We start from the raw sequence: 20,708 nt of genomic DNA, 5'->3' as shown, positions 1-20,708 counted from the left end.
GACGACGCAGGGGTAGAAAGGCCAAGCAACGCATGAAGAATCTCATCGCGCAGTTCATGAAATTCGGGGTGGTGGGGGTTATCGCCTTCGCCATCGACTACGGCTTGCTGGCGTTTCTCACCGAGGTGTTCGGCATCAACTACCTGGTGTCGGCGACCATCAGCTTCACGGTGTCGGTCATATTCAACTACGTGGCCAGCATGCGCTACGTGTTCACCCACAAAGAGGGCATGTCCCGACGCCGTGAGTTCGCCATATTCGTGGTGCTGTCGGTGATCGGACTGGCCATCAACAACCTGTGCATGTGGGCGGGCGTCGAATTGCTGGGCATCCACTACCTCATCACGAAAATCGGCGCCACCGCCATCGTCATGGTGTGGAACTTCGTCACGCGGAAGATCTTCCTCGACGCAGGCGATGCGCCCCAGGCGGTTTCCCAAGGCGGGGAAGGGGGCGCGCGATGACGGAACATGCCCCCAAGGTGTCGGTCGTGATGCCGGTGTACGACGATGAGCGCACGCTGCGCCAGGCCATCGAATCGGTGCAGCGCCAGACGCTGAGGGATATCGAGATCATCTGCGTCGACGATCGCTCCACTGACGGCAGCCGCGCCATCGTAGACGAGCTCGCGAGCCGCGATGACCGCATCGCGGTGGTTTCCCATGAGCGGAACCGCGGGTACGGCGCCGCCATGAACGATGGGTTCGCCGCGGCGCACGGCACGTGGCTGGGCATAGTGGAGTCGGATGACTACCTCCGGCCCGATATGCTGCGGCGCCTGGTCGCCTGCGCGGAGGCGGCGGACGGGACGGTCGACGTGGCCAAATCACCCTACATCCGCGAGATGCGCACCGTGGAGGGCACGGAGCGCGGGAGCGGCCCGGTCGCGCATGTGCAGTGCAGCTACCGTCACCGCATCCACCCGCTCCGCCAGTCCTTCACCATGGCCGATGCGGGCGTGGAGCACCTGCTGCAGCACCATCCCTCCATATGGTCCGCCCTGTACCGGCGCGACTTCATCGAGGGGAAGCGGATCCGCTTCAAGGAGTATCCAGGCGGCGGCTGGGCCGACAACGAGTTCTTCTACGAAACGCTGCTGCAGGCGCGGGGCATCGTGTACTGCGACGAGCCCTACTACGTGTACCGCGAGGAGACGCCGCAGGAGGCGGCGGGGTTCCTGCAGCGCAACAAGCTGCTCGTGTTCGACCGCTGGCAGGGCATGATGGATATCGTCGAGCGCCTGGGGCTTTCCTCGTGCGAGCCGGTCATCCGCAGTCATGTGCGCAAGGGCTTCACCTACCTGGGGACCGCGCTCGCGGCGAACGGCGGGGGAGATCCGGAAATCGAGCGGGCCATGCACCGGATGTTCGACCGCATGCCGGTCGACGCGGTTGCGTCCGACGCCACGCTGCCCCCCGCCCTCAAGCGGTTGTTCGGGCAGCGGCGCGGATGCGATGCGAGGGCGAGCGATGCGGCGTACGCGCTCCATCTGGCGGGCATGCTCGCCTACACGCTGCGGGCGAACGGCGTGGGGTACACGCTCGGGCGCATCAGGGGCTTCAAGTAATCGTGAACGTGCGGGAAGGAAGAGGGATGACCTCATTCAAATTGGCGAACGTCCTGTTCGAGATCGACGATTACCTGGCGGAGTTCCCCGAATTGGTGTACCGCGAGCAGGGCATGTGCGACTACGATTCGAGAACCGGCACGCTTGCGGTGGCGCGCGGGGCCGACTTCCTCACGTACTTCAACGCGTTCCCGCTGGCCAAATGGCGTGAATACACGGGCTTGGACAATTTGCGGTTGCATATGGAGGTCGCGGGCGGCGCGTGCACGATCGCGATCCACCGCCTGTATGCCGACGCCGATGGTAAGCTCGACCGCACCCGAGCGGGCGGCTGGACGGGGCGTGCGGTCGAAGCCTCCGATGCGTTCACCCCCCTCGACATCGACATCCCCCTCGATGATGCCGTGCTCGTGGGGTTCCAGGTGGAGGCGCCCGACGCGGTGGTGCTGCGCAATGCGTATTTCTCGACCGATGTCCCCCCCGAGCGCATCCGCGATGTGCGCCTGGCGCTTTCCACGACCACGTTCAAAAACGAGCGGTACATCATCCCCAACATCGAGATCGTGCGGCGTAAGGTGCTCGGAAGCTCCGACGCCATCGCCGGGCGCTTCCACATGTTCGTCGTGGACAACGGCGGGACGCTGGATGCGGAGGCGCTTTCCGACGAGCACGTGACCGTGGTGCCCAACCCCAACGTGGGCGGTTCGGGCGGGTTCGCGCGCGGGATGATGTGCGCGCTTGACGCCCCCGAGGGCTACACCCACGTGCTGCTGATGGATGACGACGTGCGCGTTTCCCCGGAAAGCTTCAAACGGTGCTTCAACCTGCTCTCGCTTGCGAACGACTCCTATGCCGACGCGTTCGTGAACGGCGCGATGCTGCAGCTGCAGCATCCGAACATCCTGTTCGAGGACGTTTCGTTCGTGCGCAAGAGCGGCGGCTATCAGCGTTACAAGTACTTCGCCGACGGCATGGACATGACCGATCCCGAAGACCTCGTGCTGAACGAGACCCTGCCTGTGAACGGCAAGAACAGCTACGGGGCCTGGTGGTTCAGCTGCATCCCCGCCGCGGCGATCCGCCGAAACGGCCTTCCGCTGCCCCTGTTCGTCCGTTGCGACGACGTGGAATACGGCATGCGCTGCCAACCCACCTACATGACGATGGGGGGCATCTGCGTATGGCACTCCGCCTTCAACAGCCGCTTCCGCGCGTCGGTGGACGGGTATCTGTACGTCCGCAACATGATGATCGTGATCGCCGTCGACCGGTGCAGCAGCGAGGCGGCGTTCATGGCGCGTTTCCGCCGCGCCTACCATATGTACACGCGCGTGATGAATTACGATGCGGCCGAGCTGTGGCTGGAGGGCATGGAGGACTACCTACGCGGGCCGGAGTTCCTGATGAGGGCCGACGGGGCCGCCATCATGAGGGAGAAGGGCGCCAAGAACGAGAAGATGGCGCCGATCGAGGAGCTCGACCCGAGGATCGCCGCGCAGCTGGACATCCATCCCGAATGGCTGGGCGGTATGGGCGGCTTCAAGAGCAATCTGCTGAAGCTTGCTGAAACCCTGCCGCACGACCGGCATTGGTTCCCCGATTTCATGCTGCGGGACGAGCCGGCGGCGGTTGACTACAGCGCCAATTCGAGCCCGTGGCAGGTCGTTGCCATGCGGCGCACGCTGGTCGCCCTGGATGCGGATGCCCAGAACGCGCATGTGCGCACGATCGACCGCGAGCGCTTTCGCACGCTGGAAGCTCGCTACCGGGTCGTCTGCGCCGACTGGCGCAAGCGTGGAGCGCAGGTGGCGCAGGAGTACCGGGATGCCATGCCCACCATGACGAGCGAGGCGTTTTGGAAGCGGTACCTGGCCGACCGCGCATAGGGGCCCATCTGCGATCCAACGCCTGCAGGGCGGATGGAAGAGGGTCGCGCGAAACTTCCTGGACAGGGTGGACAGGGCAGAAACAGGGCAGATGCACTCGATCCGGCGCAGCCGCCGAGGGTCGTCCATCGGGCGCCTTCTCGTTCCGCTTCGTTTTTTTGGGGGCAGATCGCCCTCGACCATCGCCTGCGCATTCGGCGGAAGGGCTATTCCCCTCGTACCGCCTTCTCGTAGGCGTCGCAGACCTCGTTGACCTCGCCGATCATCATCGTCTTGCTGTGGTCGATCCACAGCGCCTTGTTGCATACGCGGCGCACCTGGTCGACGGCGTGTGACACGAACAGCAGCGTGGTGTCGTGCTCCTCGACGAGCTCGTTGATGCGCTTCTCGCACTTCTGCTGGAACATGAAGTCACCCACGGAAAGCGCCTCGTCCACCACCAGGATGTCGGGGGTCGTGGCCGTGGCGATGGCGAAGGCGATGCGCGCCACCATGCCCGACGAGTAGTTCTTCAGCGGCATGTCCACGAATTCGCGCACCTCGGCGAAGTCGATGATCGAATCGAAGTTCTCGTTGATGAACTGCTTGCTGTAGCCCAGAAGCGCGCCGTTCAGATACACGTTCTCGCGGCAGGTGAGCTCCATGTCGAAGCCCGCGCCCAACTCGATCAGCGGGGCAATGGTCCCATAGGTGCGCACGTCGCCCGCGGTGGGCTCTAGGACGCCGGCGATCACCTTCAGAAGCGTGCTCTTGCCGCTGCCGTTCACCCCGACGAAGCCGTAACGGTCGCCCGGGTAGATGTTGAAGTTCACGTCTTCCAGCGCCACGAACTCATGGAAGAACAGCTCGTGGTGCACCAGCTTGATGAAGTACTCCTTCAGATTGTTCAGCTGCTCGCTCGCCATATTGAACACCATGTGCACATGGTCGAGCTCGATGATGGGGAGCTGCCCCGTCGCATTCGGCGTCGCGGGGCCCGTATACACGGCGAAATCGCCTTCAGGTTCCTGTCGGATCGTTTCCTCTGCCACGGCACACCTCCTACACGTACAGGATGAACTTGCGTTCGGTCTTGCGGAACACCAAAAAGCCCACGGCGAAGGTGGCAACCGCCATGCCCAGGCAGACGAGGTTCATCGTCAAACTGGGAGCCGTCTGCCACATGAATATGTCGCGGAAGTACAGCACATATTGGTGCATGGGATTGAAGGCCATTAGATTGGCAAGCCAATCAGGAAGAAGATCCATCGGATAGAGGATGGGGGTTGCGTACATCCAGGCAGTGCAGATGACACTCCATAGATGGATGACATCGCGGAAGAACACTGCTAGGGCGGAAAGGATGAGTGCCAGTCCGGTGGTGAAGATGACGACATAGACGAGAAGAAGAGGAAGAAAAAGCCACTGCGGGCTTGGCCAAACCTGAAGAAAAAGCGCAACGGCAACGATGGCGATGATGGAAAACAAAAAGTTAACCAGTTCGAACAAGACCTTCTCAAAAGGAAAAACGATTTTTTCGATTTTGATCTTCTTGATCATTGAGCTGGATTCGAGGATGGATTGCATGCCCGATGTGGTTGCGTTCTGCATCATGGCGAACAGCGTCTGTCCCAATATCAAGTACAGCGGATAGTGCTCGATGGAGAAGCGGAACATGTAACTGAAGACTGCTGTGAGGACAATCATCATGAGCAGAGGGTTCAACACACTCCACACCACGCCGAGCACGCTGCGGCGGTATTTGCGCTTGAAGTCGCGTCCCACGAGCACGGAGAGAACGTAGCGGTTGTGATCCAATTCCGACATCTGCGTTTTGCGAGTGTCACGCGTATCTTGGACCGTCGCGGAGGCTGCGTGCGACGTTTCGGTTTGTGGCATCTGCTTCCCCTTGCGCCGCCTATGGCGGCTCCTTATTGAAATAACCCCGTTATTCTAGCGGTAGAGGTCTTCCTTGATAAGCGGTTCCCGCGTTTCTACGCAGGAGAAGCGCGGGCGATGATGATGGCGATGATGCTCCTCTGGGCAAATCGTTTGGGCATCTTAGCGTCAAGTCAGGGTGATGGAATTGATTGGTGCTTTACTAGCGATTGCTGAGCGTGCGCCTAGCATCAAGCATCGTACGGAATTCTGAACCGGTCAAGCAGAATCTTGAAACGATCCTGAGCGGTAAGCGCTGTGCCGGTCAGAAATCCCAGTTCTCGTGGATATTCGGCAAGCCCACGATAATAGAAAGCTTTCAGGTCATCGGAGATGATGAACGGCACCACTCCATACTTCAAAGACTCTTTCAGCATGATGAGCCTGCCCACGCGACCGTTTCCATCTTGAAACGGATGGATGCGCTCGAAGCGCCAATGAAATTCCAAAATGGCATCCAGATCCACCGAAGCGAGATCGTCATACCAGCCGAGCAGAGCCGCCATCTCGCCCTCCACCTTTTCAGGCTCCGCGGTCATCGCTCCGCCGACCTCGTTCGGCAGCCGTTTGTAATCGCCGATCGCGAACCAGTCAAGCGATGCATCTCTCGTTCCGTTTTTCAGTATCCTATGGAGGCGTTTGACATACGCCTGCGTCAGACGCTGCCGAGCGGTGTCTATTACGTAATCGATGCAGCGAAAATGATTCACCGTCTCGATCACGTCGTCGACGTTGATTGCTCCTTCCCCCGCTCCAACGGTGCGGGTTTCGAAAATGAGCCGCGTCTGGTCGTGCGTGAGTCGGCTGCCCTCGATATGGTTGGAGTTGTAGGTAAGATCGATCTGCAAGCGATGGTAGATGCCTCCCGGCATATTGGGGGCCTTCTCGTCGCGCAAAACCTGCAGCAGACCTCGGGGTTTGGTTCGGCCCGAGGGCTTTCTTCTTGGCTTTTCCGCACCGGCGGGAATGTTCCAGGTCTTTCCCGTGACGATCGCACTCGGAACGCGACCCTGTGCGCAATAATTTCGAACCGACCGCTCCGACACGCCCCATTTTTCTGCCGCCTGCTTGACCGAAATGTATTCCGCCATGATCACCAGCTTCCATCATCGGCAAATATAATCCATATTATAAGAGTTAAAATCTAAAGATAAATTGCCGATAAGAACTGCACGTGCTGTATCCACGCTACATGGATGCAGCACAGAAGTACTGGACGCGGCAGGGTTCTGGTGACGGTTCCGCAGGCACGTCGTGGGGATGATGCGCTGATTGCCCGACATGGAAGGCTCCCGGGTATAATCTTGCGAGCAAGTTTTCCTATCGAACGCAGCGGTGCGGCAGTGCCGCGACAAACTGGAGGAAATACCATGACGGACGTTTTCGCACCGAAGAACATCATCGTCACCGGCGCCGCCGGCTTCATCGGCAGCAATTTTGCCCACTGGGTGGTGGACAACACGCCCGACGTGCACGTGACGGTGCTCGACGCGCTGACCTACGCGGGCAACCGCGACAACGTCGCGGGAATCCCCGAGGACCGCTGCACGTTCGTTCATGGTGACATATGCGACGCGGACTTGCTCGAGGAGCTCGTTCCCGACTGCGACGCGATCGTCCACTACGCCGCCGAGAGCCACAACGACAACTCGATAGCGAACCCGGAACCCTTCGTGCAAACCAACGTAGTCGGCACCATGCGCCTTCTGGAGGCGGCACGCAAGCACGACGTGCGCTTCCACCACATCAGCACCGACGAGGTGTACGGCGACCTGGCGCTTGATGACCCTGCGCGCTTCACGGAGGACTCACCCTACAAGCCGAGCAGCCCCTACAGCTCCAGCAAGGCGGCGAGCGATCACCTGGTGCGCGCGTGGCACCGCACCTATGGTGTGCGCGCGACCATCAGCAACTGCAGCAACAACTACGGGCCCTATCAGCACATCGAGAAGTTCATCCCGCGTCAGATCACCAACATCTTGTGCGGCATCCGCCCCAAGCTGTACGGCGACGGACTGAACGTGCGCGACTGGATCCACACCGAGGATCATTCCAGCGCGGTGTGGGACATCCTCACCAAGGGCCGCATCGGCGAGACGTACCTGATCGGCGCCGATGGCGAGAAGAGCAACATCGATGTGCTGCGCACGATCCTCGAGCGCATGAGCAAGGATCCCGATGACTTCGACTGGGTCCGCGACCGCCCCGGCCACGACCGTCGCTATGCAATCGACTCCACGAAGCTTCGCACGGAGCTCGGCTGGAGGCCCCGCCACACCGATTTCAACGAGGGCCTCGACGCAACCATAACGTGGTACGCCGACCATCGTGACTGGTGGGAAGGCGCTAAGGCGGCTACCGAATCCAGATACGCCAAGCAGGGGCAATAAACTCTATGGTACCGGCGGTTTCGGTAGTCGTTTCCGTATACAACACGGAGCAGTATGTGCATCAATGTTTGGATTCCCTCTGTGGTCAGACGTTGGCGGATATTGAGATCATATGCGTGGATGACGGCTCAACAGACGATTCGCCTGCCATTATGGACGGGTTCGCCTCCCGCGATGCTCGCGTGCAGGTGCTGCATAAGCGGAATTCCGGCTACGGTGATTCCATGAATCGGGGTATCGATGTGGCGCGGGGGCGCTATATCGGCATTGTGGAACCCGATGATTGGACCGATACGTGCATGTACGAGACGCTGTACTCCGCCGCTTGCCGCCACGGCTTTCCCGATATCGTGAAAGCCAGCTACACGCGCGTGGCCCATGCCGGTACGGCCGACGAAAAACTTGCTCCTTCATGGTACGCTAACCGGGTTGCCTATGTTGACCAGCCGTTCACTATCGATCAGGATGCCGAGCTCATCTTCCATCATCCCAGCATATGGACCGGCTTGTATCGGACGGATTTTCTAAAGCAGGAGCAAATCCGCTTTTTGCCGATTCCCGGGAGCGGATGGGCTGACAACCCCTTCATGATGGAGGCCATGGTTGTCGCGAAGAGCATCGTCTACGTAGATGAGCCAGTCTATTATTACCGAGAGTTCGACAATGCCCTCTCCGGCGGGGTGAAGGATCCGTCAATCATTGGAGATCGTTGGATTGAGATGGATGAAATCCTGAAGAGAAGAGGGGTGGTGGCACCTCGGGTGCTGGAGGCTCATTATTCGCGCGGATGCAGCTATATCCAGATGCTCGATGTCGATTTTCCCGATAGCTGCGTTGCGCGAGATGGCGCCAGGCGGATATTCGCTCGTCTCGATGGCGCTGCAATCATGCGCTCGCGTCGGATTCTCCCCGAATACCAGAACGTCTATCTCGCCCATTGCACACCCGAGATGCGCTTTCGCCTCCGGGTTTTGCGCAAGTTCTTTTCCCGCCCATGATAAGATTTCCGGGAAGCCGCGATGGAAGAGGTGGATGTGGCTCGAAGGATCCCAAACGTGTTTACCGTGTTTGGCACCAGGCCGGAGGCAGTGAAAATGGCACCTGTCGTCAAGGCGTTGGAGGGTTGCCCTGAAATTAATAGCACGGTTTGCATTACGGGGCAACATAGGCAAATGTGCCTCGATGTCCTTCGGTCTTTCGGCATCGACCCCCGTATTGATTTAGGCATCATACGTGTGAATCAAACCCTGACGACGATAACGTGCGATGTTCTCGAACGCCTTGATGATGTGTTCAATAAAAAGCATCCCGATCTGGTTTTGGTCCATGGCGATACGTCATCCTCCATGGCAGCGGCGTTGGCGGCATTTTACCGACATATTCCCGTTGGCCACGTCGAAGCTGGTTTGCGATCCGGAAATAGGTATTCTCCCTTTCCAGAAGAGATGAACCGAAGGCTGATTTCCCGTTTGGCGACACTTCATTTCGCACCTACGGAGGGGAATGCGCGGTTCTTGGCCGACGAGGGCATCTCCGATCAGGTTATCGTCACGGGGAACAGCGTAATCGATTCTTTTGCCTATACTGTCCGACCCGATTATCAATTCAAAGAACCGATTCTGTCACAACTTGATTTTTCGCAAAGGATCGTGCTGGTGACCGCTCACCGGCGCGAGAATTGGGGCCGTAATTTGGAGGCCATCTGCTCCTCGATCACCGAGTTAGGATGCGAATTCCCGGATATCAGATTTGTTTATCCTGTCCATCCGAATCCCATCGTTCATGATGCGGTGCATAGGCTATTGGGGAATGATTCGCATGTGATCTTGACAGGCCCGATAGATATCCTCGATATGCATAATCTTTTACCGCGCATCCATCTTGTCATGACAGATTCGGGTGGTTTGCAAGAAGAGGCACCTCATTTTGGCAAGCCGGTAGCCGTCCTTCGCATGGAGACCGAGCGGCCGGAGGCAATTGAGGTGGGAACTGCGATTTTGGTGCATCCCGATACGCACACCATCGTTGAAGAAGTTGGAGCGCTGCTCCGCGATTCAGCGCGATACGCTGCGATGGCCCACGCGGTCAATCCCTATGGCGATGGGCATGCTTCGGAGCGCATTCTCCGTGCAGTAGCATCTTTCCTCGATTGCGAGAGGTGATCATCTGTGGATGAATCATTATATGCTCTCTACACCGCTTTGGAATCTTGGACGATGGCAAGGACGTCCATGCGCGATCGATTGGCTGATTGCAGGGCTGCGATTCCCTTGCATCCACGCCAGGCGATTGCCTCATTCCATCAAGCGCGAATGCTTGTCGAGAGCGATGCTCCCGCCGACGAATTGCGTCGTTCGGTCGATGCCTGTGTTCAACGATGGTACGATTTGAGAGATTCACGAGTGTCCGAATTGGCATCCCTTGTAGTCGACCTCATGGAAATGCGGCATGCGGCGGGGCAGAGCGCCATCGTGGTTATGGCGCCCATGTTCACGCCGGAAAACCTATCCGATGGATTTTTCCGTAGAGTCCATGCGATTGACAGGTTATTCCCGAGAGAGGCGCTGAGGGTGTACATCGGGGGCGAAAATGCTGCCGGGAAGGTATCGCTAAAATTCTTCGATGAGGCTCACGTTGCGCTTTTCGGTTCGATCTCAAATGAGAACTTCGCAAAACTGCTTGCTCCCGTCGTGGGGCATGCGGATCTCGTTTATTGTCAAAGCGCCTACCACCTCATCCCCCCTATCGTCGAATCCGCAACCTGCAGCCTGATGCTTGATTTTCATGGTGTTGCCCCTGAAGAGGTGGAGATGATGGGGGAGGAGCGAATGGTTCCTGTTCTATCTGGCAGAGAAAGGTACGGGGTTGAGCACGCCGATGTGATTATTACCGTCACCGATGCGATGCGAGCGCATATCGTTGGGAAATATCCTTCGTGCTACGCGAGATTCATCACAATTCCAATTTTTGACGAACCCGTTCTGCAGGTGTGTGATGAGCCTCTTAATCGCTCCGACGTCAGTACGGTATCGAAGCCGGTTGTTGTGTATGCCGGTGGGATGCAGGCGTGGCAGATGATTCCTCGAATGTGCGATGCAATCGAGAAGGCCGGTGACACATGCACGTACAGGATTTTTACCCCTGATATTCCTGCGTTTTGGAACGAATGGGATGGAAGGCAGCTTCCTTCAGCTCTTGAGGTTAGCACGGCTTCTCCCAGCCAGGTCGTGGAGGGATATTCGTCCTGCGATTTCGGATTCGTGCTTCGCGATGACTCCGTCGTGAACAAAGTTGCGTGCCCGACCAAATTAGTCGAGTATTGTGCGTGCGGCGTTATTCCGATCCTGCTCAGCGACGATATCGGTGATTTTCGAGAATTGGGTATGCAAGGAGTGTCGGTTGACGATCTCGAGGCGGGCTTGCTTCCCGGTGCGCATCAGCGTTTCCAGATGGTTGAGAACAACAAGCTCTTGGCCCAAGGGATGGCCCACGCGTATCGAGAGGGGATCTCCCGTCTGGTCGAATTGTTCGACGGCTGCTTCTCGGGCAGATAGGGATTGGGGTACCGGGTGCTTCGCTGCCTGGCTATCCGATGCCATACCAGCCGATACCTTCGGGGATCCATCCTAGAGAGACAAGCTTGTCTCTCTCGACCACGCTCGTCGTATAGTTATGGTTGTTGGCAAACGCATTGGGGTTGTACTGGCGATAGAGCGGAGTCGTTTCATCGTCATCGCTGTACCAGCCGATTCCCTCATCGGACCAGCCGACGGAGACGAGCGAATCTCGTTCTTCGATACTCATGGTGTAGTGATGTTCGCCGCCGTTACCGTTGTATAAGCGGTACACCGGTGCGGTGCTCTTTGCAGGAGCGGTCCACCCTACGCCCTCGTATACCCATCCCGCAGCTCTCACATGGTTCCGTTCGTAAGTGCTCGACGTGTAGAAATGCTCGCCGGAATTGGGATTGTACAGACGATACATGGATTTGCCATTGCCGGGATCGTCTGTATCGTCTTCATCATCATTGTTGGAAGCCGATTGCAAGTAAACGAACCCCAGGAAGCGGCCGTACCCGCTAACCCCCTGTTTGACCTGGTCTACCGTCATGTGCGTGATTTGGCAACATCCGTGCTCCACCCCTGCGGAAGAACGGCCTCCTTCGCTGATGGTGACGATGATGCCGGATACCTTCTCGATGACCACCACATGGTTTTCATAGCAAGCGAGCGCCTTTGCCTGTATCTCTTGGCCGCGAGAGAGCCCATATTCCGCATATTGCGTGGTATACCAGTTCCGCCCACTCCATATCCTGTTGCCTTTACCGGTCAAATCGTTCACTCGAGCGGACGCGAACCAGGCGCAGCCTTCGCTCGTATAAGCGTAGCTTCCGTAGGAATAGCCGGCGAACGTGGTATAGGGCGCGGCGTTGATATCGATCTCGATGCCGTCCATGCTATTATTGAGAATCCCCTGTGGGGCCGATGAAGCATGCGCCGTCGCAGGCGATGCACATATGATTAGAGCTGTCACGGCAAGCAGGATGATTGCAAGCAAGCACCGCGGGAAAGCATCTGGTTGGTTCCAATGAGATTTTGCCATGTTTCAACCTCTCTTCGATTTGAGGAAGTGTAAAGAAGAAATACGGCGCGAACGATGGAATTCCGTTAACAACCATAACTGGGGATCCATTGGAATCGGAGCAAGCATGTTGCCTGCCCTTCCTATTTCCGTATCGAGACGAGGGGAACCTGCTACACTGGTGCGAAGAATAGGAGGGGCAATGGATACCGTGTACACCATAGACGAGATCAGGGGGATGCTTGTCCCTATCCTCGCGCGATACAATGCCTCCGGAGCGGTACTCTTCGGCTCGTACGCTCGCGGAGAGGCGACGCCGGATTCCGACCTCGATGTTCTGGTACAGGGCGGGGATTCGTTCCATCCGACCGACATTTTCGCCATAGCGGAGGATCTCCACCAGGCGTCTGGCAAGCGTGTCGATGTCTACGAGGCGTCCGAACTCGATTCCGCCTCCGATTTCTACCGAAGTGTCAAGCGCGACGAACTGGTGTTGGTATGACACCGGGTGACGAGCGTGCGATCTCGCGCATCATCGAGTTTGCCAGCCAACTAGGCGAGATGATTTTCGAGCAGGGCATTACGCGCGAAGTGGTGTCGACGCAACGCTACGTGCAGTGGGCGATCACGACTCCCCTTTACAATATCGGAGAGCTTGTCTCTCATATATCCCGTCCCCTGAAAGCAGAGCACCCCGATATTCCCTGGTCCAAAATCTCCGGCCTGCGCCACAGGCTGGTCCACGATTATAAGGGCACCGATTGGGACATAATCAATACGATCATATTCGAGGATCTCCCCGAATTCGTTGGCCAATTGCAGTCGATTGTTCGCTGAAGGTTCGCTGAAGAACGAAGATTTAAAGCGTTTGAGGGGGCTGCTGCTTTTATCGCCCTTGCTTTGCCTGTATTATGAGTTTCGCATTTTTGAGCAAAGGGGGATCCCATGCATGCGAGTCAGAAGATAGCGACAGGTCTCTTTGCGTTGCTCTTTGTTGCAACAATTGGCGTGCTTGTCACGCTGCCGCCCTCTACTTTCGCAGATGAGGGGAATATCAGCATGTACCGACTGTACAATCCCAATTCCGGCGAACATTTTTATACGGGTAGCGCTTACGAGCGCGATCGAGTGATCGCCGCCGGCTGGAACGAGGAGGGGATAGGCTGGGTGGCCCCTTCGACGTCCGAAACCCCCGTATACCGTTTGTACAATCCGAATGCGGGCGACCACCACTACACGAAGAGCGCCTACGAACGGGATCACTTGATTTCAGTTGGCTGGAGCGATGAGGGTATCGGCTGGTACAGCGACGATGCCGAAACCGTTGCCGTATTGCGGCAGTACAACCCGAACGCATGGGCGGGCGCTCATAATTTCACGACATCTCAGGCTGAAAACGATAGTCTTGTCAATATCGGCTGGAATGCAGAGGGCATTGCCTGGTATGCGGTGGCGGAGGGAAGCGGTGCGCCATCATCGGGTACGCCCATTATGCGCAAGAGCCCCGTTTCGGCTCAAGCTATGGCCGCCCTGTTCAATGCGAAGGGCAAGTCATATCCCTCTGAGCTTGCTGGCTATGGGGCAGCTGCCATTCAAGACTTCGCACGCATCGTCGTCGAGGAGGCCGATGCGGAGGGCGTGCGAGCTGATCTTGTGTTCTGCCAGGCCATGCTTGAGACCGGCTGGCTGGGGTTTGGCGGAGATGTGAGCTTGAGCCAGTGCAATTTCGCAGGTTTAGGCGCTACTGGCGGAGGCGTCCACGGCGCGACGTTTCCCGATGTGCGCACCGGCATCCGAGCGCAAGTGCAGCATCTGAAGCTGTATGCGTCTGCCGATGCGTTGAATAACGATTGCGTCGATCCCCGGTGGAATGCCGCCGTGAGTGTGTATGGTCGTGGCGCTGCGCCCACGGTTGAAGCGTTGGCGGGTAAATGGGCTTCAGATCCTTCATACGGAACCAAACTAGTGAGCCTCATGGATGAACTGGCAAATTATTCGTAAGCCAAGGTTTTCACGGTGAAAGGCTACATGTGATCTCATGCGAAGCGTTTCAGGCTGCAAAGAGCAAGAATGGAGTTTTATGGGTAAGACAGCAACATGGGTGAATATGGTATTCGCGATGGTCTTTGTCACGATCATGATGCTTTTCGCGGTTGCCCCCGCGTTTGCCGAAGAAATGACGGAACCAGTTTCCACTTCAGATGAAACGTCTGCCATTTCGGACGAAGCGGCGATAACCCCTTCATCCGAGAAGGAAAAGCCGTCGGAATCGTCGAGCGAAGGGACCTCGACGACGCCGAAGTCCGTACCAGCCGATACGGATAATGCTGCGGGTGCCGTTGATTCCGCTGCTTCGAACGAGGGGGAGTCATCTAGAACTCCTTTGATTGAGAAGGACTCCCCCAAAGCTCCCGTCGATATCGAGGAAGCAACGCCTGCCGTCGCTGACAATCCTGCTGCAGATGCCCGGGGCAGAGGGTTGGCCGATTCAGCTGAATCGTCAGAACGGACATTGGATGCGAAACTTGACATCTCCGATGCAGCGCGATCTTCAGCAACGCAAGATACTTCCGCGTCCAAAATGAAAGCAGTCTCGGCAAGTTTGGCGCCGGCTCGATCATCTGCTGAAACCGTCACCATGTTCCGTTTGTATAACCCCAATTCCGGTGAGCACTTCTACACGAGCAGCTCTTACGAGCGTTCGTACTGCATCTACAGCGGATGGTGCAACGAAGGAGTGGGATGGGTCGCCCCTGCATTTTCAAATTCACCCGTTTACCGCATGTACAATCCGAATGCCGGCGACCACCATTACACGCTCAGCGCATATGAACGTGATCAACTGGTTCGAGCGGGATGGATTTACGAGCACATCGGATGGTACTCCGATGACGGGAAGGCAATTCCCGTGTATCGTCAATACAATCCGAACGCATCCGTGGGCACCCATAATTTCACGACGAGCAAGGTGGAAAACGACAGCCTCGTTGCCGTTGGCTGGAATGCCGAGGGCATCGGCTGGTATGCGGTTGCTCTGGGTGAATCCGTTTCCCCCGTTGAAGTGAACAAAGTCTATTTGGACGCAGGACATGGGATGAACAACCGCAAGCCGGGTGTATGGGATTCGGGAGCAGAAGGGAATGGTTATTACGAAGCGAATCTAACCATCCAGCTGGTCGAAAAGGTTGCTTCCTACGCGCGCAGCACGTACGGACTCGACGTGTACACGAATAGCAACAAAGGCGTGAGCCTCTGGAACCGGCAGAGCGATGCCGTCAACCATAACTGCACTTCACTCGTTTCGATCCATTTCAACGCAGGCGGGGGAACGGGTTCCGAAAGCTATAGCCGCGAATCTGGGGCTCATGTGCGGTCAGCAGGGCTGCAGAGCATCATGCACGAGCAACTCGTCGCCGGTATGGGCATCGCCGACCGGGGAGAGAAGACCGATGATCTCGTGGTGCTCAGGGGGCTTCCCTCGACGTTGTTGGAAATCTGCTTTATCGACAACGCCAAAGATATGGATAAATATAATGCAAACTTCGACAAGCTTGCTCGCAAGCTCGCATACGGCCTGTTCCAGGCGGTGCATGCAAATTACTAGTTAACGATTCAAACGGTAATACGGAGAGTATGCCGCAAAATTCGGGTCGTGCATGGGGTCGCCTTTGGGGAAGAGCTCGTGGAACCGATCGGCAAATGCCTTTCGCTCCGCGGGCTTTCCCCGTATTAAGCCGTATTCGAGCAAACTGGGAAAACCGGTTAGCTGGACAGTTGCGAATGGTGTATAGACATTCAGATTGCCTTGGGCGTGCTGCTCGATGAAGTACCTGGCAATTTGATAGGACGCTCCCGCAAACGGATTGTTCTGACGTGCGAATCCATGGAGCGACGAAGTGCGCGTCATGAAGCATGCGGGATTGATTGCGCAATAATCATGAGGCCGATGCGCACGGCCCACGTAGCCGCCGTCTTCCCCAGGAAGGAACCGGTTCAGCGCGAGGATGTTCCCATCGGGGCAAACGCATGATCCAGCGTAGTCATGCAGGCCATCGGCGCGGAGCATGTGGGGTGAGACGCACGTAACCTCCGGACGTTGGAAATATCCTGCCATAGTGTCCAGGAAATGCGGTGACAGCGATACGATATCTGGAGGAAGCACGCACAGCAGGCTTCCGTTCATATTGGCGATGAGGGCTCCATCTAAGGGGAGGGTGTCCAGGAGATGCACCGTGCAGGTCGTTCCATACTCTGCCGCATATCGATCGATCTCCATACGCACTGAGCGCGGCAATTCAGTACCCTTGAGCACAATATCGATTGAGGCCTCCTCCCTCCGGGGCGTTTCAAACGTCGTTTTGTAAGTGAATACGATTTCATCGGGCGCTACATGCGCCTTCAAACCCTGCCTGTCAAGATGTTGCTGCACGGCGCGGGCTCCAGCATAAAGCGCATAGGGCTTCGAATCGGGGTTCGCACTCACGGATCCCTGATGGATGCGCCAATGATACAGCACGTACGGGATTCGCACCGCCTTGCCGCGACATTCGGCGGCCTTCAGCGTCAAATCGTAATCCTGTGCTCCGTTGAGGTCGCCAGTGGAGCGTGCGGTAACATCGAGAACCCTCCGGCTGACGGTGAGCCAATGTATTGCATAATTGTTCGAGTACAGCAAATCCACATTGAGCCCTGGCTTAAAGAGCGGAAGACGGAACGCGCCCGTGCCGTCCAGGCTGTCTTCGTCGCAATAGAGCAAGTCGACTTCTCCGCGATTTTCCTGTATCGCCGCCACTATCAAAGCCAATGCAGTAGGCTCCACGATGTCGTCATGATCCAGGAAGCTCACGTAATCGCCATGGGTCGCCGCGATGCCGAAGTTCGTGTTACCGTTGATCCCATCATTTTCCGGGTGGTCGATGGTTACAATCCGTGCCTCATCCCGGTATTGCTCCAATACGTTGGCAATCCCGTCATCATCAGGGCTTGCGTTGACGAGCACGAGCTCCCAGTTGCCATACGTCTGGGAAATCACGGAATCGATCATCGCCCGCAGATAATGGGGCGGGGTTTTGTACAGAGGGGAAACGATGCTCATTAAGGGACCAGAAACGGGAGTTGCGATGCGTTCCATTTTCACGTGATGCGCGATCAACCAGTTCGGATACGCGTTGTCAACGGTTGCACAGCGCGTTTCCGCATAATGTGCTTGAATCAGACGCGCTTTATCCTGCTTGGCTACAGCAAGGCGCGCGCTGCCGCATGCGATGTTCGCCGCAATGAGGTAATGAGGTGCGACCATGTGGAATTCATGCACGTACCATGGTTCGTCCGAATCGGGGGCATGAACGATTCGGGTGTCCGAGCGATGCATCGTTACTGTGGCGTTCATAATCGAAAAAAGCCCGCAGAGCCTCGGAGCGTCCGGCTTTTCACTGCGTTTCGTGACATAGAGAAGGACCCATATCAAATGCTTTTCAGCGAGTTCGGCACGGACGATGCGTGCGATGCCGAGCGCTTCCCCGGCCGCGAGTTCATCCGGGGTCAATGAAGTGATGAGCGATTCGAAGTCGAAAAAAGGCATCTGGTCGTCAGTCGCGTGCCACATTGAATCGCAGGTGCTTGTGCTGTGCTTTCGGTGCATAGTCGCCTCTTGCTAGCTTCGATTGATTTGCTCGGAGCGGATATTATATATCCGAGGCCCGATTGCCGCGTGGACATTCGGGCGTTTCGATGGTTGGAAAACTCGTTTGCCCATCTGGCTGGTATCCTGAGACAGTTGAATCCATTCATTTGATTGGGGAGTGCGGATACATGCGATTCGGTACGCTTACGCGCGGACGTGGCAAGATTTTCCAGGTTGTCGAAGCGGAAATCCCGGAGGGTGGAAAGATAACCGCCATCAGCACGAGTGCGAACGGCAACGATATGCCTGCTATTCTCGCAAAACGTCCGAATGCTGTTGAAGACTTCGTGCTGATTCTGCCGGCATTGCGCACGGAGCAAACCATTACGGTTTCCGTGCTGGACCGTATGGGTGCTGCATGCGAGGTTGCCACACGGAAGGTGGGGCATATCGCGTCCGCGCTTACCTCGAAGTACAACACGCTAAGTAAAGCCGACGTTGGCGGGGTGCGGAATGTCGACGAGGGCGCTTTGGAAGAGGAAGCTTATATCTGGGTCGATCGCATTACCGGGTTCGGTATCGCCGACGGGCGCGAACTGGTGCATGCGTATGTGTCCGTCGCATGTTCGACCAGGCAGGATGCAGATGTGCCGCCGCATGTGGAAGTGTTCGACCGTCAGGGCGAATTTCTGCATGCAACGCGTATTACCGTTCTGGATGATACGGTGGAGCCGGTGTACGAACATGCTGATTACCTGGTTCGACGGATGGAGATATCGTTTCGCAAGCCAGCAGGGTCGGATGCGTTCTTCGTGCGGGTTGCATTCCCCGGGAGCGCATTGCCTGACGGTTTTGTCGGCATGGAGCCGTGGTCTATAGAGGAGGCCCGTATTCGGTTCTCGGAGAAGGTGACGGGGACAGGGCAGTTTGGCGAATACGAAAAATGGTTTTTCGCGCGGCAGAGGCAAACCAATGTTATGCTTGCTGCCCAAAGGCGGGTTCGCTTCGAGTACGTTCCTCTTTTTTCCATCATCGTTCCGCTTTATAAAACGCCTCGTGATTTCTTCGAGGAAATGCTCGACTCGGTGCTATCTCAGACCTATGGACGGTTTGAACTTATCTTGGTGAACGCTTCTCCTGAGGACGGGGAGTTGCTCGATGCGGTAGATGGGGCGGTCCAGCGGGATTCGCGCATCAAGTCGATCACCCTCGAGGGGAATAGGGGAATTTCCCTGAACACGAACGAGGGGATACGGGCTGCGCGTGGGGATTTCCTCTGCTTCTTCGATCATGACGATGTGCTTGAGCCGGGGATCCTTTTCGAGTACGTGAGCGCGATCAACCGTTATCCGGAGACGGATCTGCTGTATTGCGACGAAGATAAGCTTCGTGACGGGCATTACGTCGATGGTTTCCTGAAGCCGGACTTCAGCTGGGAGCTGCTTGCAACTAACAATTACATTTGCCATTTATTGACGGTCCGCAAGTCGATAGTCGATGAGGTCGAGCTTTCCGATGACGATGTCTCAGGCGCTCAGGATTGGGACATGACGATGAAAGTCGCTGAGAAGGCCCGCAATATCTTCCATGTGCGGAAGGTGCTCTACCATTGGCGAATGCACGCTGCTTCCGCTGCGGCAGGTGCCGATGCAAAGCCGTGGACGCATATCGCCGGGGAGAAGGCCGTACAGCGTCATTTCGACCGCATAGGCATTCCCGTTTCGATTTCCGATGGGCATACGGCGAACATGCATCGGATCGACTATATCCTTCCAGATCATCCGGGGAGGGTTTCGATTATCATCCCGACGAAGGACCATACCGATCTGCTCGACCGCCTGCTGCGCTCCTTATTCAAAAAAAGCACGTACGATGACTACGAAGTGATTCTGATTGAAAACAACAGCGAGGACGATGAGACCTTCGCCTATTATGAGCACGCACAACGCGAACATGCGCAGGTGAAGGTGGCGACGTATTCGGGCAAGTTCAATTTCTCGGCTATCTGCAATTTTGGAGCCGAGCGTGCCTCCGGCGATTACTTCCTGTTCCTGAACAATGACATGGAGGTCATCACGCCGAATTGGATGGAGCGCCTGATGGGTCCCATGCAGCGGCCGGAAGTCGGGTGCACGGGTGCGCGGCTCCTCTATCCCGATGGGACCATCCAGCATATCGGCGTTGTCATCCCCCGTAGCGCTCCGTTGCATGTTGCCTGCACGCTCCCTAGCGATTATCCCTTCTATTTCGGGATCGTGCAGAATGCGCGCGAGGTTTCGGCGGTCACGGGCGCGTGCATGATGGTGAAACGCTCGGCGTTCGAGGATGTTGGAGGCTTCGACGAGGGATTTGCCGTTGCTTACAACGATGTGGATTTTTGCCTTCGCCTGCAAGATCGCGGGCATCATGTGGTGATGGAGCCCAATGCGGAGTTATTCCACTTTGAATCCGCATCGCGTGGGCTCGATTACGTGGGAAAGGAGCGCCGTGTCCGCAATGCGCGTGAAGCGGGCAAATTCCAAACCCGATGGGCGAACTATCTTGGTTTGGGCGATCCGCTGTACGGAATGAATATCGCTGCAGGATCCGCGTATTACGGGCTTAACTGGGAATTCTGATTACCTTAACAGCCGTTCTGTTTGTTCTTGCGACTACGGTTGGCAGGCGTTCCCTTGCTCTACAATAGAGAGATGCAGAAATACTGGCTTGCCGGTCTGTTTGCTTATTACGATTAAAGGAGTCTT

At 56.9% G+C, this 20,708-nt stretch carries 17 protein-coding genes; 12 read left to right on the top strand and 5 right to left on the bottom strand.

What is annotated here, in order from left to right; all coding sequences use genetic code 11:
• Window positions 1-32: 32 nt before the first annotated feature.
• The 3 genes from NOV21_RS07680 to NOV21_RS07670 are packed head-to-tail and all read left to right on the top strand — an operon-like array spanning window position 33 to window position 3,453.
• A complete protein-coding gene (locus NOV21_RS07680; protein WP_283170264.1) occupies window positions 33-464 on the top strand; it encodes a GtrA family protein in 432 nt (143 codons plus the stop codon).
• Window positions 461-1,567, top strand: a complete 1,107-nt coding sequence (locus NOV21_RS07675) for a glycosyltransferase family 2 protein (protein WP_283170265.1) — start codon at window positions 461-463, stop codon at window positions 1,565-1,567. The genes NOV21_RS07680 and NOV21_RS07675 overlap by 4 nt, the downstream gene beginning before the upstream one ends.
• 26 nt (window positions 1,568-1,593) lie before the next feature.
• The gene (locus tag NOV21_RS07670; RefSeq protein WP_283170266.1) at window positions 1,594-3,453 is read left to right on the top strand and encodes a glycosyltransferase; all 1,860 of its coding nucleotides are present in this window, start codon (window positions 1,594-1,596) and stop codon (window positions 3,451-3,453) included.
• A 206-nt stretch (window positions 3,454-3,659) separates the two neighbouring features.
• On the opposite strand, the gene NOV21_RS07665 is transcribed toward NOV21_RS07670, so the two are convergent.
• The 3 genes from NOV21_RS07665 to NOV21_RS07655 all read right to left on the bottom strand — a co-directional run bounded on the left by NOV21_RS07665 (window position 3,660) and on the right by NOV21_RS07655 (window position 6,461).
• Window positions 3,660-4,484: an ABC transporter ATP-binding protein gene (locus NOV21_RS07665; RefSeq protein ID WP_283170267.1), complete on the bottom strand. Its 825-nt coding sequence runs from the start codon at window positions 4,482-4,484 to the stop codon at window positions 3,660-3,662.
• A gap of 10 nt (window positions 4,485-4,494) precedes the next feature.
• Complete coding sequence (locus NOV21_RS07660; protein WP_283170268.1) at window positions 4,495-5,331, bottom strand: ABC transporter permease; 837 nt, start codon at window positions 5,329-5,331, stop codon at window positions 4,495-4,497.
• Between the two features lie 230 nt (window positions 5,332-5,561).
• Window positions 5,562-6,461, bottom strand: a complete 900-nt coding sequence (locus NOV21_RS07655) for a Fic family protein (RefSeq protein WP_283170269.1) — start codon at window positions 6,459-6,461, stop codon at window positions 5,562-5,564.
• Window positions 6,462-6,740: 279 nt separating this feature from the next.
• On the opposite strand from NOV21_RS07655, the gene rfbB reads away from it, so the two are divergent.
• From rfbB to NOV21_RS07635, 4 genes are all read left to right on the top strand, one after another.
• Complete coding sequence (gene rfbB / locus NOV21_RS07650) at window positions 6,741-7,760, top strand: dTDP-glucose 4,6-dehydratase (RefSeq protein ID WP_283170270.1); 1,020 nt, start codon at window positions 6,741-6,743, stop codon at window positions 7,758-7,760.
• Between the two features lie 5 nt (window positions 7,761-7,765).
• Window positions 7,766-8,758 carry a glycosyltransferase family 2 protein gene (locus NOV21_RS07645; protein ID WP_283170271.1) on the top strand — a complete coding sequence of 331 codons (993 nt, stop codon included), beginning with the start codon at window positions 7,766-7,768 and terminating at the stop codon, window positions 8,756-8,758.
• A 21-nt stretch (window positions 8,759-8,779) separates the two neighbouring features.
• The gene (gene wecB / locus NOV21_RS07640; protein ID WP_283170272.1) at window positions 8,780-9,922 is read left to right on the top strand and encodes a non-hydrolyzing UDP-N-acetylglucosamine 2-epimerase; all 1,143 of its coding nucleotides are present in this window, start codon (window positions 8,780-8,782) and stop codon (window positions 9,920-9,922) included.
• A 69-nt stretch (window positions 9,923-9,991) separates the two neighbouring features.
• Window positions 9,992-11,314 carry a glycosyltransferase family protein gene (locus NOV21_RS07635; protein WP_283170273.1) on the top strand — a complete coding sequence of 441 codons (1,323 nt, stop codon included), beginning with the start codon at window positions 9,992-9,994 and terminating at the stop codon, window positions 11,312-11,314.
• Window positions 11,315-11,345: 31 nt separating this feature from the next.
• Here the strand turns inward: NOV21_RS07635 and NOV21_RS07630 are convergent, their stop codons facing one another.
• Window positions 11,346-12,215, bottom strand: a complete 870-nt coding sequence (locus tag NOV21_RS07630) for a CHAP domain-containing protein (RefSeq protein ID WP_283170274.1) — start codon at window positions 12,213-12,215, stop codon at window positions 11,346-11,348.
• A gap of 328 nt (window positions 12,216-12,543) precedes the next feature.
• Here NOV21_RS07630 and NOV21_RS07625 point away from each other — a divergent pair, with 328 nt between their 5' ends.
• The 4 genes from NOV21_RS07625 to NOV21_RS07610 all read left to right on the top strand — a co-directional run bounded on the left by NOV21_RS07625 (window position 12,544) and on the right by NOV21_RS07610 (window position 15,945).
• Window positions 12,544-12,843: a nucleotidyltransferase family protein gene (locus tag NOV21_RS07625; protein WP_283170275.1), complete on the top strand. Its 300-nt coding sequence runs from the start codon at window positions 12,544-12,546 to the stop codon at window positions 12,841-12,843.
• Window positions 12,840-13,178 carry a HepT-like ribonuclease domain-containing protein gene (locus NOV21_RS07620; protein ID WP_283170276.1) on the top strand — a complete coding sequence of 113 codons (339 nt, stop codon included), beginning with the start codon at window positions 12,840-12,842 and terminating at the stop codon, window positions 13,176-13,178. Before NOV21_RS07625 ends, NOV21_RS07620 begins: the two co-directional genes overlap by 4 nt.
• Window positions 13,179-13,286: 108 nt before the next feature.
• Window positions 13,287-14,342: a glucosaminidase domain-containing protein gene (locus NOV21_RS07615; RefSeq protein WP_283170277.1), complete on the top strand. Its 1,056-nt coding sequence runs from the start codon at window positions 13,287-13,289 to the stop codon at window positions 14,340-14,342.
• Window positions 14,343-14,421: 79 nt separating this feature from the next.
• The gene (locus tag NOV21_RS07610) at window positions 14,422-15,945 is read left to right on the top strand and encodes an N-acetylmuramoyl-L-alanine amidase (RefSeq protein ID WP_283170278.1); all 1,524 of its coding nucleotides are present in this window, start codon (window positions 14,422-14,424) and stop codon (window positions 15,943-15,945) included.
• On the opposite strand, the gene NOV21_RS07605 is transcribed toward NOV21_RS07610, so the two are convergent.
• Complete coding sequence (locus NOV21_RS07605) at window positions 15,946-17,982, bottom strand: glycosyltransferase (RefSeq protein ID WP_283170279.1); 2,037 nt, start codon at window positions 17,980-17,982, stop codon at window positions 15,946-15,948.
• A gap of 170 nt (window positions 17,983-18,152) precedes the next feature.
• Between NOV21_RS07605 and NOV21_RS07600 the strand changes: the two genes are divergently transcribed.
• A complete protein-coding gene (locus NOV21_RS07600; protein ID WP_283170280.1) occupies window positions 18,153-20,582 on the top strand; it encodes a glycosyltransferase family 2 protein in 2,430 nt (809 codons plus the stop codon).
• The last annotated feature ends 126 nt before the right edge of the window (window positions 20,583-20,708 follow it).

This window comes from Curtanaerobium respiraculi (assembly GCF_024609215.1).
Classification (GTDB): domain Bacteria; phylum Actinomycetota; class Coriobacteriia; order Coriobacteriales; family Eggerthellaceae; genus Curtanaerobium; species Curtanaerobium respiraculi.
Note: the sequence above shows the minus strand (reverse complement) of the source record. Positions and strands in the feature narration are given on the sequence as shown.